This is a genomic window from Bacteroides caecicola (assembly GCF_023337095.1).
Classification (GTDB): Bacteria; Bacteroidota; Bacteroidia; order Bacteroidales; family Bacteroidaceae; genus Phocaeicola; species Phocaeicola gallinarum.
The window spans coordinates 19,347-38,319 of record NZ_JAMBLM010000007.1; the positions used below are offsets into that span (position 1 = coordinate 19,347).

The 18,973-nt window shown below is 43.4% G+C and carries 10 protein-coding genes; 9 read left to right on the plus strand and 1 reads right to left on the minus strand.

The window, feature by feature from the left end:
• The first annotated feature begins 387 nt into the window (after positions 1-387).
• The 7 genes from M3085_RS08315 (at position 388) to M3085_RS08345 (ending at position 13,418) form a co-directional block, all read left to right on the plus strand.
• Positions 388-3,468, plus strand: a complete 3,081-nt coding sequence (locus M3085_RS08315) for a SusC/RagA family TonB-linked outer membrane protein (protein ID WP_249052782.1) — start codon at positions 388-390, stop codon at positions 3,466-3,468.
• A gap of 17 nt (positions 3,469-3,485) precedes the next feature.
• The gene (locus M3085_RS08320; RefSeq protein WP_249052783.1) at positions 3,486-5,033 is read left to right on the plus strand and encodes a SusD/RagB family nutrient-binding outer membrane lipoprotein; all 1,548 of its coding nucleotides are present in this window, start codon (positions 3,486-3,488) and stop codon (positions 5,031-5,033) included.
• An 18-nt stretch (positions 5,034-5,051) separates the two neighbouring features.
• Positions 5,052-6,182, plus strand: a complete 1,131-nt coding sequence (locus M3085_RS08325) for a glycoside hydrolase family 18 (protein ID WP_249052785.1) — start codon at positions 5,052-5,054, stop codon at positions 6,180-6,182.
• A gap of 3 nt (positions 6,183-6,185) precedes the next feature.
• A complete protein-coding gene (locus M3085_RS08330; protein WP_317239277.1) occupies positions 6,186-7,421 on the plus strand; it encodes a DUF1735 and LamG domain-containing protein in 1,236 nt (411 codons plus the stop codon).
• A 29-nt stretch (positions 7,422-7,450) separates the two neighbouring features.
• The gene (locus M3085_RS08335) at positions 7,451-8,398 is read left to right on the plus strand and encodes a DUF4999 domain-containing protein (RefSeq protein WP_249052787.1); all 948 of its coding nucleotides are present in this window, start codon (positions 7,451-7,453) and stop codon (positions 8,396-8,398) included.
• Between the two features lie 412 nt (positions 8,399-8,810).
• Positions 8,811-11,132 (plus strand): family 20 glycosylhydrolase, encoded by a 2,322-nt coding sequence (locus M3085_RS08340; RefSeq protein WP_249052788.1) that lies wholly within the window; start codon positions 8,811-8,813, stop codon positions 11,130-11,132.
• Between the two features lie 93 nt (positions 11,133-11,225).
• On the plus strand, positions 11,226-13,418 hold the full coding sequence (locus M3085_RS08345; protein ID WP_249052789.1) for a DUF4838 domain-containing protein: 2,193 nt from the start codon (positions 11,226-11,228) through the stop codon (positions 13,416-13,418).
• A 238-nt stretch (positions 13,419-13,656) separates the two neighbouring features.
• Here the strand turns inward: M3085_RS08345 and M3085_RS08350 are convergent, their stop codons facing one another.
• A complete protein-coding gene (locus M3085_RS08350; protein WP_249052790.1) occupies positions 13,657-15,258 on the minus strand; it encodes a DUF3078 domain-containing protein in 1,602 nt (533 codons plus the stop codon).
• 136 nt (positions 15,259-15,394) lie between these two features.
• Here M3085_RS08350 and M3085_RS08355 point away from each other — a divergent pair, with 136 nt between their 5' ends.
• Both M3085_RS08355 and yidC read left to right on the plus strand, forming a co-directional pair.
• On the plus strand, positions 15,395-16,993 hold the full coding sequence (locus tag M3085_RS08355) for a CTP synthase (protein ID WP_178257461.1): 1,599 nt from the start codon (positions 15,395-15,397) through the stop codon (positions 16,991-16,993).
• A gap of 27 nt (positions 16,994-17,020) precedes the next feature.
• Positions 17,021-18,883, plus strand: coding sequence for a membrane protein insertase YidC (gene yidC, locus M3085_RS08360; RefSeq protein ID WP_178257462.1), 1,863 nt, complete (start codon positions 17,021-17,023; stop codon positions 18,881-18,883).
• Positions 18,884-18,973: the final 90 nt, after the last annotated feature.

An 18,973-nucleotide genomic window follows, 5' to 3' on the forward strand; every position in this document is an offset into this window, starting at 1 on the left:
TACTCATCTCATGCGGAAGCGTTGACCATTTCTACCCATAGAACCGACCAGTTCTACCGCATGTGTTTTTCAAGCCTTATACCAAACCGAAAAAGTTCAATTCACCCACTGATTGAGCAAAAGATTCACATTTCTCTATTTAAAAAACAGATTTTTTCAATTCATCCTGTTATCTATTAAATAAAATACATATATTTGCACCGCTAATCACAACTTATATTAAAATACTTGAATAACAAACACAATTTATTTATTATGAAAAAACATATTACTAAATCCTTTAAACAACAGGCTCTAACCTAAGAGAAACACAGACTTACATAGAGAAATGCTAATCATGTAAGATTTATCAAACCTATAATCAATCAATTTTAATTAACCCAATCTATGAAAAGAGGCAAATTTTCGCAATTATTATTGCTTTTGCTGATGGTTCCGGGAAGTGGTATAACATTTGCGAATCCTAACGGAACATCTTATTTCAGCGATTTATCTGCATCACAACAGGCCGGAACAGTTACAGTAAAAGGCACTGTGGTAGATGCCAAAGGAGAACCTTTAATAGGTGTAAGTATCCTTGAAAAAGGAACGAACAATGGTACGATTACGGATATCGACGGTAACTTTACGCTTTCTGTAACCGAAGGCGCTACAATTGAAGTGTCTTATATCGGTTATAAAACGTTATCACTGACCGCCAAACCCGATTTCGGACAAATTACCATGTCGGAAGACACTGAAGTGTTAGACGAGGTTGTTGTAACTGCATTGGGTATCAAGCGTTCGCAGAAAGCGTTAAGTTATAACGTACAAGAGGTAAAAGGCGAGGCTTTGACTGCCGTCAAAGATGCGAACTTCATGAATTCATTGGCCGGTAAAGTAGCTGGTGTGCAAATCAGCAGCGGTGCTACCGGAGCCGGTGGTGCCACTCGTGTGGTAATGCGTGGTATGAAATCATTGACTAAAGACAACAACGCATTGTATGTAATTGATGGTGTGCCGATGTTTAACACAGGTAAGAGTGGCGGTGAAGGACAGTACGGCGACATGGGAGGCTCAGATGCTGTAGCCGACCTTAACCCGGATGACATCCAAAGCGTCAGCATGATGACCGGCCCGTCGGCAGCGGCACTGTACGGTTCAGCGGCAGCCAACGGCGTGGTTTTGATTACCACCAAAAAAGGAGCTACCGAGCGTACTTCTCTAACTGTATCCAACAGTACTACATTCTCAAAGGCATATATCATGCCCGAAATGCAGAACCGCTTCGGCACAAGTTCGGGATTATACAGCTGGGGAGACCCGACAAGCAACAGATATGACCCGTCGGATTTCTTTAATACCGGAACAAACATCATCAACTCTATTTCTTTGTCTACCGGTAATGACAAGAACCAGACTTACCTGTCGGCTTCTACCACAAACACGGACGGTATTCTCCCGAACAACAGTTACAACCGTTATAATTTTACCGCCCGCAATACAACGAACTTCCTAAACGACAGACTGACATTGGATATCGGTGCCCAGTACATCGTACAGAACAATAAAAACATGGTGTCGCAAGGTCAATACTATAACCCATTGCCTGCACTATACTTGTTCCCGCGCGGCGACAATTTCGACGAAATCCGTTTGTACGAACGTTACAACACGAACTTCGGCTACATGGAGCAGTACTGGCCATACGGAGACGGAGGTATGTCTCTGCAAAACCCGTATTGGATTCAGAACCGTATCGTCCGTACTTCAGAAAAGAAACGTTACATGCTGAACGCCTCACTGAAATGGAAGGTCACAGACTGGTTTAACATCACAGGTCGTGTTAATTTGGATAATTCTGATTACCGTAACCGTGAAGAAAAATCGGCTTCTACCCTGACAACTTTCTGTGGTTTGGCAGGTGGCTTGAAAGACGTTATGCGCCAAGAACGCTCGCTGTATGCCGACGTATTGGCTACTATTGACAAAACATTCGGCGAATTCCGTTTGAATGCCAATGTGGGTGGTTCTATTTACCACGTATCTTCTGACGAATTGTCAGTAGCCGGCGACTTGATTATCCCAAATTTCTTCCAGATGAACAACATCAACTGGTCTGCCAACTACAAACCGGAACCGTCGGGATACGTTGACGAAATCCAAAGTGTATTCGCAAGTGCCGAACTGAGTTGGAGAAACCAATTATACTTAACGCTTACCGGACGTAATGACTGGGATTCTAAATTAGCTTTCTCTAACCAATCTTCTTTCTTCTATCCGTCAGTAGGTCTTTCAGCTGTATTGTCTGAAATGATGTCGCTCCCCGAATGGATAACCTATGCAAAAGTTCGCGGTTCTTATACCGTAGTAGCTTCTTCATTCGACCGCTTCCTTACCAATCCGGGATTTATCTATAACGGCCAAACTCACAACTGGGAGAATCCGACTTTGTACCCGATGGACAACATGAAACCCGAGAAAACCAAATCTTGGGAAATCGGTTTGAACTTAAAGTTCTGGGATAACCGCTTCAATTTGGACGCAACCTACTATCGTTCAAACACCTTGAACCAAACGTTTAAAGTCGATATTCCGTCTTCTTCCGGTTACAAACAGGCCGTAGTACAAGCCGGTAACGTACAAAATCAAGGTCTTGAACTTGCATTAGGATTCCAAGACGAATGGGCAGGTTTCGGATGGTCATCTAACGCTACCTTTACGCTAAACCGCAACAAAGTAATTCGTCTTGCCAGCGGAAGTATCAACCCGGTAACCGGCGAAGAAATCAACATGCCCGAAATGTATGTAGGATGGTTGGGTAAAGAAAACGTAGCTCCCCGCGTTATTCTGACTGAAGGAGGCTCTATGACAGATATTTATGTATATAACCAACTGACCAGAGATAACAACGGAAATATCCGTGTTGACCAAAACGGAAATATCAGTATGACAAGTTCTTCTACTCCGACTAAAGTGGGCGATTTGGATGCTGACTTCAACTTAGGATGGACAAACCATTTTACTTATAAAGGCATCGACCTCGGCATCGTACTATCGGCACGTGTAGGTGGTTTGGCTTACTCTGCTACTCAGGGTGTATTAGACTATTACGGAGTATCAGAAGCATCGGCTGTAGCCCGTGAGAACGGTGGCGTACCGGTTAACAATGGCATGGTAGACGCACAAAAATATTATCAGACTATCGGTACCGGTGAAGGTGGTTACGGACGTTACTACTTGTATAGCGCAACGAACGTTCGCCTGCAAGAATTAAGCCTGAACTATACACTTCCTAAGAAATGGTTTAAAAATATAGCAAACGTTACCGTAGGTTTAGTAGGACGTAACTTATGGATGATTTACTGTAAAGCTCCGTTCGATCCTGAATTGTCTGCATCTACGGCAAGTAACTTCTATATGAATGTTGACTACTTTATGCAACCCAGCTTGCGTAATATAGGTTTTAATGTAAAAGTACAATTCTAAAGAGATAGACTAAGGTCATGAAAAAATATCTATTAAACATAACAACTGGTGCTGCGCTATTACTCTTGGCAGGAGGCTGTACCAGCAAGTTCGAAGAATATAATACGAATCAATATCAGATTCATGAAGCTGATCCTGCTACATTGATGAAAAACATGATTGAGACCATTGTAAATATTCAACAAAATGATTCTCAGATGCAGGAACAAATGGTAGGTCAGTATGGAGGTTATTTATGCCCTTCCAACACTTGGAGTGGAACCAATTTTGGAACATATAATCCGAGCGATGCTTGGAATGCCAATCCGTGGAACACACCGTTCGAAAAAATTTACGGAAACTTCTTCCAAGTTCAAGAAGCAACCAATTCAACCGGACACTACTATGCGTTTGCTCGTATGGTGCGCGCCATTACAATGTTGCGTGTTGCTGACACGTATGGTCCGATGCCTTACAGCCAAGTACAAAAAGGTAATTTCTATGTGGCATACGATACGCAAGAAGAGGTGTACAAAGCTATCCTTGATGACCTTGCAAATGCTGCTGACGTACTCTATAATTATCATGTAGACACTAACGGTAATGCCCCGTTAGGTTCAAACGACCCTGTTTATAACGGTAATTATGCAAGTTGGGCAAAACTGGCTAATTCAATGCGCTTGCGTGTAGCGATGCGTATCAGCAGTTTCTTACCCGATGTGGCTCAACAGAATGCAGAAGCAGCTACTTCACATCCGGCAGGACTTATCGAAACCAATGCCGATAATGCAATGATGTCTTGCGGAACACAAACCAATCCCTACCAGTTAGCAGCTGTAAGTTGGGGCGACTTGCGCGTAAATGCAAATATTGTAGATTATATGAATGCTTATAATGACCCGCGCCGTTCTAAATATTTCACAACATCTACAATAGCCAACATGGAAGGACAATACGTAGGAATGCGCACCGGCGATTCTGATTTCGATAAGAATGCAGCTTCCGGCTTTTCTATGCCTAACTATACTGCTACTGACAAAATGTTGGTATTTTGCGCTGCTGAAACATCTTTCCTGCGCGCTGAAGGTAAACTGCGTGGGTGGAATGTAGGAAGCAAATCTGCAAAAGAGTATTACGAAGAGGGCATTGAAAATTCCATGTCACAATATTCTGTTTCAGGAAGTGAATATATGGAAATCAATCAAGCTCCCGCAGTCAGCCATGCAAAAGATGATGTTCAGAAAGCACCTGCTACTATATCTAATACTGTAAGTGTAAAATGGGATGATTCTGATAATACGCTGACCGGAAAGAACTTCCAGCGCATCATTACTCAAAAATGGATTGCCAATTACCCGTTAGGCTTCGAGGCATGGGCAGAATACCGCCGTACAGGTTATCCGGAACTTTATCCTTGCATCGATAATTTGTCTAATGGCGTAATAAACAGTCAACGCGGTATGCGCCGTTTGAAATATCCGTATACAGAAACTACCAATAATCAAGCAAACTGTTCAGCCGGAGCAGCAGACTTAAATGGCTCAGACTCTCCTGCTACGGACTTGAAATGGGCAAAGAAAAACTAATATCTAAATCAAATCTATATGAAGAAAATATATTTATTATACGGTTTGTTCTTGTCGGTAATTACATCGCTATTCATCAGTTGCAGTGACTGGACAGACGCAGAACGCGAAGTATTTCCTGAAGAAATGACTTCGGAAGAATATTATGCTGCACTTCGTGCATACAAACAAACAGACCATCAAATTGCATTCGGATGGTTTGGTAACTGGACAGGTGAAGGAGCTTTTATGAAAAACTCTTTAGCCGGTATTCCGGACAGCGTGGATATCGTTTCTATTTGGGGAAACTGGGGAAACATAACAGAAGCTCAAAAGAAAGATTTGGAGTTCTGTCAGAAAACTAAAGGTACACGCTTTACTTTATGCTTCATTATCACTTCGGTAGGAACTCAAATTACTCCTCAAGAAGTTTATGACACATGGGAAGAAAAAGGGTACAGTTCTGAACAAGAAGCTGTAAACGACTTTTGGGAATGGCCTGAAGACGAAACCGACGAAGCAGCAGTAGAGGCTTCTATCCGTAAATATGCTTCGGCAATAGCCGATACAATTACCAAGTATGGTTACGACGGATTCGACATTGATTATGAGCCTAACTATGGAAACAATGGTAACATTGTAGATGATGACGATCGTATGTTTATCTTCGTGGATGAATTGGGCAAATATTTCGGACCAAAATCGGGCACAGGAAAATTGCTGCTGATTGACGGTGAACCCCAAAGTATTACAAGCCGACCGGAAATCGGACATTACTTTGATTATTTTGTAATTCAGGCTTATAACGCTTCAGGAGATTCAAACTTAGACAGACGCTTGATAGATGGCGGAGTTGCGGGACCGGGACTGATTCAGACCTACGGAGAAGAACTTGGCGAAGAACGTGTTACCAACATGACTATCATGACTGAAAACTTCGAGGCAGTAGACGCTGCTATGAACGGTGGATATAATTACACTGACCGTTACGGAAATACAATGAAATCATTGGAAGGCATGGCTCGCTGGCAACCGAGCAACGGTTTCCGTAAAGGCGGCGTAGGAACTTACCACATGGAAGCTGAATACGGAACTACTCCAGAGTATAAGAATCTGCGTAACGCAATTCAGATTATGAATTCTTCTTCACACTCATTGGTTAAATATTAACAGATGAAACTTATGAAACTAAATTATATCAAAACATTGTTTCTATCGGCTTCCATTGCCGGATTAGGAACATTTACAGCATGTGACAATGCTGAATATCAAGCTCTCGACACACATGCTTACATTGATGAAGCACTCTCAGGAAGCAGTTCAAAACTGACCGTACAAGCTACGGGCGAAAGTTCTACCACCTTGAATATTCATGTAAGTAATGCTGTTTCAACTGACAGCCACTTCAAATTGGTAGTTGACCCTACTATCTTAGATGAATATAATACCAAAAACGGTACAAGCTACATTGCTATTCCGGAAGGACAATACACGTTACCGGAAGATATCGTAATCAAAGCAGGAAACTATAATGCTGAGGCCTCTATCGTAACATTAAAAGCCTTTTCGGAAGAAATGGTTTATTCCGGAGAAGCATACGCACTGCCGGTACGATTGGAATCAACCGATGGTAATTATCCGGTAATGCCTAACACGGGTACTTATATCATTTTGGCAGAAAATATAGTTGAATTCTCTGCTCCGCAGTTCATTCATGGAGCTAACTTGTCTTCACCCGAGTATGCTGCAAATCCGGAAACTTATTCACAATATACCGTTGAAGTTCGTTTCCAAGTAAGTGACACGAATAACCGTAACCGTGCCGTATTTACTACAAGCGACGGCGAAAACAGATCGGTTCTTTTACGCTTTGAAGACCCGCAAAGTCCTGATGAAGCAAACGGATGGGCTGCTCACTCATTGGTTCAAATCCAGTTACACAATGGTTATGTAAACCCGAGCCATAACTTCGAATCTAACAAGTGGCAACATTTGGCAGTAACATTCGACGGAGCTACTTACCGTATCTACGTTAATGGCATCGAGAGCGGACAATTAGCTTGCTCAGATCCGTGTCTGAAATTTAAAGGAATCGGTTGGTTTACAGATGGCGACGGCGACCAAAGCGGCTGGTGGAGAGGATGTCAAATTTTGGTCAGCCAAGTACGTATCTGGTCTGTTGCACGCAATGCCACACAAATAGCCAACAGCATGACACAGGTAAGCCCGAACTCTACCGGATTGGAAGCATACTGGCGCATGGATAAAGGTACAACTGAAACAAGAGACGGAAGAACTTATACCATCTTCGAAGATGCAACCGGAAAGGGACACACATTGGAAACCAGCCAACCTATTACGTGGGTTGACGGTATCTTGTCTACCGATACAGCTACAGATTGGAAATAATACATATTATAAATAAACAAATAAACGATATGAAAAAGTTTTTTCAATATATGCTGATGGCAGCATTCATTGGCGGAACGGTTTCTTTCACTTCGTGTAACGATGATGATGAAAATCAAGTGAACGAATGGAACATGAGCTACGTTTCACTGCTGCAATCAGATTACCTCAGACCCATTGAATCTTTTACACTGAAACACGTAGAAGATAAAGGCATAGAAGGCAGTGTAGAATATAAAGTTATGGCTACACTGAATAAACCAACAAGTCAAGATGTTACTGTGAACATTACGGCTACTTGCGATAGCATTAGTGCGGACAAAGTGATATTATCTTCCAATACTGCAACAATCAAAGCAGGAGAAACTAAATCGGAAGATGTAACAATCAGCATCACCGACTGGTCGGATATTGTAACCAACAATGCAGAATGTGATATGGTACTAACCATACAGATGGATGGAATTTCTACTACAGCTGCCGATGTTACCAATTCTGAATTTAATCAAAGTATTAAAGTTAACATCAAAAAGGAACAGGCAAAACCTGAAGAGTTCTTATTCTTCGGTTATGCTCCTGAAAACAGCACACTCATGACGAACAAAACTGATTGGACGTTCGAATTCATGGAAGGTGTAGAAAATCCGAACTCCAATACTGTAGCCGGCACCGGTGGAAGTGATGTTGCCACAAATGGAGTTCCTTTCTGGTTCACTGTAGATTTCGGAGCAGTTTATAACGTAACCGGCATTCAAACCAGACATTGGGGAGCCGGATATGCACCAACAGAAATAGAAGTGTTTACTTCCGATAATGGCACAGATTGGAAATCGATGAATACGGTACAAACGTACGGTTCTGCTCAAGCAATTGCATTCAAAGAACCAAGAGCTACCCGTTATCTAAAATATCAAATGATTACTGTACCGGGTCGTGTAGATGTTACTGCATTTTATGTTTACGTAGCTAACGAATAATCCGGAAAACATTTCGATAATTATCATATAGGGGTTGGAATCATCCTCCTGAATGCACGAGGCAGGTAAACCGATGTATTCAGGAGGACAGATTCCACCCCTATCATTTTTATAAAAAAAGTTTTTCTTGCGCGGAGAAAGCAAATTTTTTCAGTATTACATAAATATATCCGAAAAAAATTGTAAGTTTGTTGCACTAAAAAATAACCGTGAAAAACGGTAACTACTTTTTGTTGACTCAATAAAAACTTTACAAACACATGCTTAAATCATTCAGCTATAAAAGCAAAAAACAACCCCATACATCAGTCAGAATATGCTTTCGTATTCATAAAGTTGTCGGCTTGTTTTTAAATTCATCGCGATAAAGTTATTATCCAATTTACACACATATTTAATCAATATTATTTATATGAAAAAACAGTACATCTTAGGATTGTTCTTTTTGTGCGGAGGACTTTTTGCTTGTTCTCCGGGCACAGTGAACCAAGCTAATTTTGAAGTGATTCCGTTGCCGCAAGACATACAGGCAAGCACGACAGGAGACTTTACGCTGACCGACAATACGGTTATCGTATATCCCAAAGGAAATGAAGTAATGAAACGGAATGCTGAGTTTCTGACAGAATACATCGGCGAACAAACGGGAAAAACCATACAGGTTACCGATGAAGCTCCGTCTTCGAATGCCATTGTTTTGGCACTCGGACTGAGTGACAGCAATCAGGAGGCTTATCGGCTGGAGGTTTCGAAACAGCAGATTACGCTGACCGGAGCTTCGGAAGCTGGTGTGTTCTACGGTATCCAGACGCTGCGCAAGGCAATGCCTACGGCGCAGGGAGATGTGGTGTTCCCTGCTACGGTGGTTAATGACTATCCCCGCTTTGCGTACCGCGGAGCGCACTTCGACGTTTCACGCCATTTCTTCACCGCCGACTCTGTAAAACGTTTCATCGACATGCTGGCGCTACATAACATCAACCGTCTTCATTGGCACCTTACCGATGATCAGGGCTGGCGCATCGAAATAAAGAAACATCCTAAACTGACTGAAATAGGCTCAAAACGCTCAGGAACGGTTATCGGACACAATTCGGGCGAATACGACAATACGCCTTACGGTGGATTCTATACACAGGAAGAAGCTAAAGACATTGTAAAATATGCACAAGAGCGTCATATCACGGTAATTCCGGAAATCGACATGCCCGGACACATGCAGGCTGCCTTGACGGTATATCCCGAACTGGGCTGTACGGGCGGTCCGTATGAGGTATGGAAGCAATGGGGTATCTCTGATGATGTGCTTTGCGCAGGCAACGACAAGACGCTGGAATTCATTGATGATGTTTTGGGAGAAATCGTTGAAATCTTCCCGTCGGAATACATCCACGTAGGTGGTGACGAATGTCCGAAGGTACGCTGGGAGAAATGTCCGAAATGTCAGGCACGCATCAAGGCTCTGGGACTGAAGGACGATACGCATCATACTGCCGAACAGAAGTTACAGAGCTTCATCATCAATCATGCCGAGAAGTTCTTGAATTCTAAAGGACGGCAAATGATTGGCTGGGACGAAACGCTGGAAGGCGGACTGGCTCCTAACGCTACCATCATGTCATGGCGCGGAATTGAAGGTGGAATCGAAGCTGCCAAGCAAGGTCACGATGCCATCATGACACCAAGTTCACATCTGTATTTCGATTATTATCAGACTACCGATACGGAGAACGAACCGATTGCCATCGGCGGCTACATTCCGGTTGACCGGGTGTACAACTACGAACCCGTGCCCTCGGCTCTTACCCCGGAAGAAGCTAAACACATCATCGGTGTGCAAGCGAACTTATGGACAGAATACATTCCTACTTTCCGTCAAGTGGAATACATGGAATTGCCGCGTATGGCTGCTTTGTCAGAAATCCAATGGACTATGCCGGAAAAGAAGAATTATGACAACTTCTTGAAACGCCTTACTCGACTCATCAACATCTATGATACAGAAAACTACAATTATGCGAAACACGTGTTCGGAGTAAGAGCCACTTATCTCCCCAATACGGCAGAAAACGTGCTCGATGTGGTTCTCAGTACAATAGACGATGCTCCCATCTACTATACGCTGGACGGCAGTGAGCCTACGGCTTCTTCTGAACGTTACACCGATACGCTGAAAATAGACAAAAGCTGTACGCTGAAAGCCGCAGCGATACGTGCAAACGGAAGCAGTAATGCGCTGAAAGAAGAAATCGCGTTCAACAAAGCGACCATGAAACCCATAACCATGCTTCAGCCTATCAATGAAAAATATAAATACGAAGGAGCCAACACGCTGATAGACGGACTGACGGGTACGAACAACTACCGTACCGGACGCTGGATTGCTTTCTACAAAAACGACATGGAAGCCGTGATTGACTTGCAGGAAGAAACATCTATCAGCAAAGCGTGGGTACGAACGGACGTGGTAATCGTAGATGAAGTTCTTGATCTGCGCAAATTGACCGTGGCGGTATCTGCCGACGGAAAGAATTACAAGGAAGTAAAATCGGAAACTTACCCGGTGGCTACCAAAGATGCCAAAGACGGTATCTATACTCATGAGTTAACTTTCGAACCTACAAACGCCCGGTATGTAAAAATCATCGCTCAGCCGGAATATCATATCCCGGCATGGCATTGGGGAAAAGGTGACCCGGCGTTTATTTTCGTTGACGAAATCGGTCTGGAATAACTAAACACACTAATCACATACCAGCATCTTGGGGTGTATCGCGTTTGACAACAATGACGGTACACCCCTTATATTAATAAACCAAAATCAATCATGAAAACAGATTTCTTTAAACTTTTATTGCTCTCCGGAGCAATCTCTATGGGAACCTCGGCATACGCACAGGTAGACTTGGTTAAAAACGGGAAAAGCAATTCTAAAATCGTATTGGCAGAACAAACTGAAGTGAACCGCACGGCTGCCAACATCCTGCAAGATTTCGTACAAAAAATAAGCGGATGCCGACTGGATATCCGGCAGAAAGGAAAAGCGGCTGCAGGCGACATCTTGATTGGTACTTCGGCATCGGACGATGTAAAAGAAGACGGTTACCAAATTTCTACCACCGGAGGCAAGCTGGTTATTACAGGAAAAGACAACGGAGCTGTATACGGCGTGGTGTCATTGCTCGAAGATTACTTGGGGGTAGATTATTGGGGAAATAATGAATATAAGTTGGAAAAGCGTTCTGACATCTCGCTTCCATCTATCAACAAAACCGATAATCCGGCTTTCCGTTACCGTCAGACACAGAACTATGCGCTTCAGACAGACTCTTTATACAAATGGTGGTACCGGTTGGAAGAACCTGCCGAAGCGTTTGCTGCGAACTACTGGGTACATACATTCAACAAACTGTTGCCCGTATCGGAGTACGGGACTACTCATCCGGAGTATTATGCTTACTTCGACGGCAAACGGCATCCGGGCGCACAGTGGTGTCTGACTAATCCGGAGGTATTCGAAATCGTGGCACAGCGTATCGACTCCATATTCAAGGCGAATCCCGACAAGAAAATTATCAGCGTAAGCCAAAACGATGGAAACAATACCAACTGTACGTGTCCTGAATGTAAAAAGCTGGACGACGCAGCAGGCTCTCCGTCGGGCAGCTTGATTTATTTCATCAATAAGTTAGCGGCACGTTTCCCGGACAAGGAAATCGCTACGCTGGCATATCTGTATACCATGAATCCGCCTAAGAACGTGAAACCGCTGCCAAACGTGGTGGTGATGCTTTGCGACATCGACTGCGACCGTGAGGTATCGCTTACGGAAAATCCAAGCGGACAGTATTTCATGAAGGCGCTGAAGGGATGGTCGGACATTACGGACAACATATTCGTGTGGGATTACGGAATCAATTTCGACGGTTATCTGTCGCCCTTCCCTAACCTGCATATCATGCAAGACAATATCCGCATCTTCCGCGACCACCACGTAAAAATGCACTTCTCGCAGATAGCCAGCAGTTACGGAGGCGACTTTGCCGAACTGCGTTCTTACTTGGCGTCGAAACTGATGTGGAATCCCGATGCGGATGCCGACAAGCTGATGCAACATTTCTTGAAAGGTTACTACGGTGCGGCAGGCGAATATTTGTATCAGTATATCAAAATCATACAGGGCGCACTGTGGGGAAGCGGACTCCGGTTGTGGATTTATGACTCTCCCATCTCGCATAAAAACGGTATGCTGAAACCGATATTGATGAAACGCTACAAACAGTTGTTCGACAAGGCGGAAGCAGCCGTAGCGGGCGACCCTGTGCTGCTGGAGCGCGTAAAACGTACCCGCCTGCCTTTGCTTTATTCAGAACTTGAAATCATCCGCACACAGCCGGAGAAAGATTTCGATGACGTAACTGCCAAACTAAACTACTTTGAAGCAGAAGCCAAACGGTTTAACAACCCTGCCATTAACGAACGTAACAACCGCGCGCTGGATTACTGCAAGTTATACCGCGAACGTTACATGCCGCGCAATGAAAAAAATTTAGCTTTAGGGGCTAAAGTAACTTACCTTACCGAACCTACGGGCAAATATGCCGAGTTGGGCAAAACGGCGCTGACCGACGGTTTGTTCGGCGGAGCCAGCTTTGTGGAGAGCTGGGTAGGCTGGGAAGGCAAAGACGGCGGTTTTATCGTCGACTTGGGTGAAGTAAAAGACGTATCCTACATCGAAACCGATTTTCTGCACCAGATAGGTCATTGGATTCTTTTCCCGCTGAAGGTAACATACAGCTATTCGGAAGACGGGAAGAACTATCAGGCATGGGGGACGATAGAGATGGAAGAAGAACGCTCGAACATGGTGTTGTTCAGAGGGGTTAAAATGGAATCGAAACAGCCTCTGAAAGCCCGTTACCTGAAAGTGGAAGTAACCGGAACGAAGGTTTGTCCGCACTGGCATTACGGCGTAGGAAATCCCTCGTGGTTCTTTATCGATGAAGTAACTGTAAGATAAGCCGACGGCTGAGAAAGAGAAAAAGCATTGTTGCCCCGCAAAAACGGAAGCGACAATGCTTTTTTATTAGACCTGAAAAAACACTACCCATAGAACGGAGGCGTTCTATGGGTAGAGTTGGTCAACGCTACCGCTTGGAACAACCAACACTAACGGTTGCGTTTTTCGGAATATAGCGGTAGGATATTTGTTTTTATACTCTCCTCAAACAGAAGTAATTACAGAACTCCAAGAAACTTTACCATGTATAATTCAATCCGAAGCTAAGCAACTCCTGTAATTGCAGATAACTTAAATCTTCTACACGCGGAACACTGTCATCGAATCGCCCATGAACAAAGAGTTTCGTAGACAGGAAACGATTGAAAGCAAAGGTGAATGTATTTTCCCATTCGCCAACTGCCTTTTCATAATTCGTAGTATACGAAAAGCGCGAATCCCAAGTAAGATTTTTAATAATCTTCCATGACAGGGTAGCTTCCAAACGTGAACCCCATACACTCTCTCGCTTGTTTCCCGCCTTTATATTGAACTTGGTAGGGTCGATACGGTCGTTCGCCACGCTATACAGCGTATAGTTGAGCGGGTTTATCAGAACGGAAAGATTACATACCCCGTCTTTCGTATATTTATAGTCCATACCCAAACCGACGTTCAACTCAGCCGGAGAGAAGAAAGCCGAAACCAAATTATCGGAGTTGGTTTCATAGTTAGAAAAAAACTGGGTTTTAAATTCGCCGGAAATGGTATAGTACCACGTACCGAAAGCGCGCAATCCCAACTTCGAAGTAAGACGCAACATATCGTTATTAGCCTTATAGGAATGAAGCGTATCCGAAGGAGCCGTTACGAAACCCAGCTTCCACTCTATTTTGTTTTCAAACTGAATGCCCTGCCGGTCATCGTAATTGGCAGTCCACGTAAATCCCGCCAACATAGATTTCGTACTTTCACCGCCCTTATACCAGTTACGGGAAATGTAGTTCTGCGAGAATTGCAGATAACTGTCGCCTGTAAATTTCCAGAAATTGGGTTTTATCACCAACAAATCTTGTTCATCTACCTTATCCACCTTTTCCCGGTGTGCCATCGAGCGTACTTTTTCTTTCTTCCTATTCTGAATTACCAAATTGCCGGACAGCGGTTCTACCCCTTCCAATACAGCCTCGTTCTGCTTAACCAAGCTCGGATATTGCACATAGAAGTTTAACAACTGGCGGTTGATGTAATTATCCACCTTTGCCGACCGCCTCAAATCCGGCAAGTTCTGAATATCCTTCTCTCTATAATCATCTTGCACAAAAGGTATCACAGGCTTCCATCCCTCTATACTCATGCTTTGCTCGATAGGCGCACGATAATACGTGGCAGGCATGGCGAGCTTATAGAAATTAGCATCAGACCTAATTCCGGTAATCTGCAAATAAAGGTCATCCCAGCGGTCTTCCCATTCAGAAAAATATGTACGATAATTTTTAATAAGATTCTTAAATGCGATCACCTCCGGCAAAGGTTTCGACTCTGCTGCCTGACGCATGATTTTCGCTTTCATCAATGAATCTTTCAAATGATTGACTGAATCTTCAAAATGAACAGCAGCTCTTTCTATCTCAAGCAACAAGGAATCAGCCTGTATGTCGATTACATCTTTAAGCGTTACTGCGGAGTCGCCTGCCGCCCTCGCATTACCACGCACGGCATCCAGCGTATCAAGCAGCACTGCTTTCTCCGTCACTATCGAATCACCCCCTTGTAATAAATCTCGTTGCGCTTCTTGCGCATATAACCCACTTCCCAAAGAATAGATTATTAATAAAAGTGTGCCTAATTTCTTCATCATGTTGTTTTAAAATCGGTATTCTTCGCAAAATTACATATTTTTATTTCCCCATAACCTATGATTCAGCTTTTTTTTCTAATTTTGCAACTTGGAAAAAAGATTTCAAAGGAAATTAATTTTTAAAAAACTCAATATTGTGGCAGAAACAAAGTATATCTTCGTAACAGGTGGTGTAGCCTCTTCTTTAGGAAAAGGTATCATTTCATCATCTATCGGCAAATTGCTGCAAGCCAGAGGCTACAGCGTAACCATCCAAAAGTTTGACCCGTATATTAACATCGACCCGGGAACACTTAATCCGTACGAACACGGTGAGTGTTACGTGACAGTAGACGGTCATGAAGCTGACCTTGACTTAGGACATTACGAACGTTTTTTGGGTATACAGACAACCAAAGCGAATAATATTACCACCGGACGTATCTATAAAAGTGTAATAGATAAAGAGCGCCGTGGCGATTATTTGGGAAAAACCATTCAAATTATCCCTCACATTACAGACGAAATCAAGCGTAACGTAAAATTGTTAGGCAACAAATATAAATTCGATTTTGTAATTACTGAAATCGGAGGTACGGTGGGCGATATAGAATCTCTGCCTTATCTGGAAAGTATCCGCCAGCTGAAATGGGAATTGGGAAAAAATGCGCTGTGCGTGCATCTTACTTACGTGCCTTACTTGGCAGCAGCAGGCGAACTGAAAACCAAACCTACCCAACACTCTGTAAAAGAACTTCAATCGGTAGGTATCCAGCCCGACATATTGGTGTTGCGCACAGAACATGAATTGAGCAGCAATTTAAGAAAGAAAGTGGCTCTGTTCTGCAACGTAGATGAAAGTGCCGTAGTACAGTCAATGGACATGCCTACCATTTACGAAGTACCGTTACGTATGCAAGAACAAAAGTTAGACGTGACAATTCTCGAAAAGATGGGACTCCCGGTAGGAGAAACCCCGACGTTGGGCCCGTGGAGAGAGTTCTTAAACCGTCGTCATCACGCTACACAGATCGTAAAGATAGGGTTGGTAGGAAAATACGATTTGCAAGATGCCTATAAGTCTATCCTTGAGGCTCTTTCACAAGCAGCAACATATAACGACCGTAAAGCCGAGATTCAGTTCATCAACAGTGAAAAGATAACAGACGAGAATGTAGAGGAACAACTGAAAGACATGGACGGCATTATCATCTGTCCGGGATTCGGACAGCGCGGCATCGAAGGAAAATTCGTAGCCATCAAGTATTGCCGTACACACAATGTCCCGACTTTCGGAATCTGCCTCGGTATGCAATGTATGGCTATCGAATTTGCCCGTAACGTGTTGGGATATGCTGATGCCAACAGCCGGGAAATGGATGAAAAGACTCCTCACAACGTTATCGACATCATGGAGGAACAAAAATCAATTACCAACATGGGCGGAACAATGCGTTTGGGAGCTTACGAATGTGTACTTGACCCCACATCAAAAGTATATCAGGCATACGGAACCGAACATATTCAAGAACGTCATCGCCATCGCTACGAATTCAACAACGACTATAAAGCTGAATTTGAAAAAGCAGGCATGAAATGTGTTGGAACTAATCCGGAATCAGACTTGGTGGAAATCGTAGAAATTCCTACCTTGAAATGGTTTATCGGCACACAGTTCCATCCTGAATACAGCAGTACGGTATTGAAGCCTCATCCGTTATTCCTGTCATTCATAAAAGCTGCTATTGATAAATAACAATCATATAAATTGAGACTATAACAAATGGATAAAAACACGTTAGTGGGCTTTGTTCTGATTGGAGCGGTTATCGTAGGATTTGGTATCTACAACCGCCCCAGTCAAGAAGAAAGAGAACGCGCACAGCATTATCAAGACTCTATTCAGCAGGTTCTTCAGGAACAAGAGCAAACAAAAATGATGCAGGAAGTAGCTGCTCAACAAACCATAGAGTACGACTCTGCCTCATTGTTTTATACAGCCTCAAAGGGAAAAGAAGTATTTACCACGTTAGAAAACGATGTGGTTCAATTAGTTCTTAGCAACAAGGGAGGACGTGTATATAAAGCTACGCTGAAAGATTATAACGACCAACAACATCAGCCACTGGTTTTGTTCGACGGAACAGACGCTTCGTTGAGTTTTGGCTTTGAAGGGAAAAATGAAAATATCCGTACCGAGCAACTGTTCTTTGAGCCGGTAAACGTGACAGACAGTACGGTAACAATGCGACTGAATGCACAAAACGGAGGACATTTAGATTTTAACTACCGACTGATTCCGAACTCTTACATCGTAGATATGAGTGTGCAAGCAGTCGGCATGGAGAATTTCTTCTCCCCTTCTGTAAAAAACATGTCGATCGACTGGAAGCAGCGTGCTCGCCAAATGGAAAAAGGTTACACGTTTGAGCAACGTTATACTTCGTTGACTTACAAACCGGTAAACGACAGCTTTGATTACTTGAGCGAAACAAAAGACGAAAAAGAGACCATCCCGGCTACATTGGATTGGGTTGCATTTAAGAACCAGTATTTCTCTTGCGTGTTCATGGCAGAAAAGAGCTTTGAAAACGCTACGCTGGAATCTAAAATGGAACAGCAAGGAAGCGGTTACATGAAGAATTATGCTGCCGACATGCAGAGCTTCTTCGACCCGACAGGAGGACAACCAAGTCATTTCCAATTCTATTTCGGACCGAATCACTTCAAGACTCTTTTGGCAAGCAACGATTTGAGCTTTAAAGACAAAGACCAAGAATTGGAAGACCTCGTTTATCTTGGATGGCCGATTATACGTCTGATTAACCGTTGGTTCACAATCAACCTGTTCGACTGGCTCTCAAGTATGGGACTGAGCATGGGATTAGTTATTTTATTAATGACTATCATCGTCAAGGTACTCGTACTGCCTACTACGTGGAAATCATTTATCTCATCTGCAAAAATGCGGGCATTGAAACCGTATGTAGATAAAATTAATGCCAAATATCCCAAGCAAGAAGATGCGCTGAAGAAACAACAGGAAACCATGGCGTTATACCGGGAATATAACGTAAGCCCGATGGGAGGATGCTTGCCTATGCTGATTCAAACACCGGTATTCATGGCATTGTTCTTCTTCGTTCCGAACGCTATCGAACTTCGCCAGCAAAGTTTCTTATGGGCTGACGATTTGTCTTCATACGACGACCTTATCAGTTGGAGTACACATATCCCCCTGCTGGGTAACCACCTCAGCTTGTTCTGCTTGTTATTCAGCGTTACTACGGTAGTCAACCAGATTATCATGATGAAACAGCAGGATACGGGAAGCAACCCACAAATGGCGGCAATGAAATGGATGATGTACATCATGCCCGTTATGTTCTTCTTTATATTCAATGAATACGCTTCGGGATTAAGCTATTATTACTTCATCTCCGGACTTATCGGTATCTTGACGATGTGGGTTATGCGTAAAATGACAGACGAGCAGAAACTGTTGGCACAACTTGAAGCTAACAAAAAAGCTCCTTCAGCACGTAAACCGACCGGACTGATGGCAAAACTGGAAGCTCTGCAAAAAGAACAAGAACGTCTGCAAAAAGAACGCGAAGAACGTTTGAAGAAATATCGCAAAGAATAAAACTCTCCGGCGACGAAAAAAGTCAACCCGTTGCCCTTGAGAACAACTTACTAAAGTTACCTCTTTTACGAGTTGGCCAAGCCGCAATCC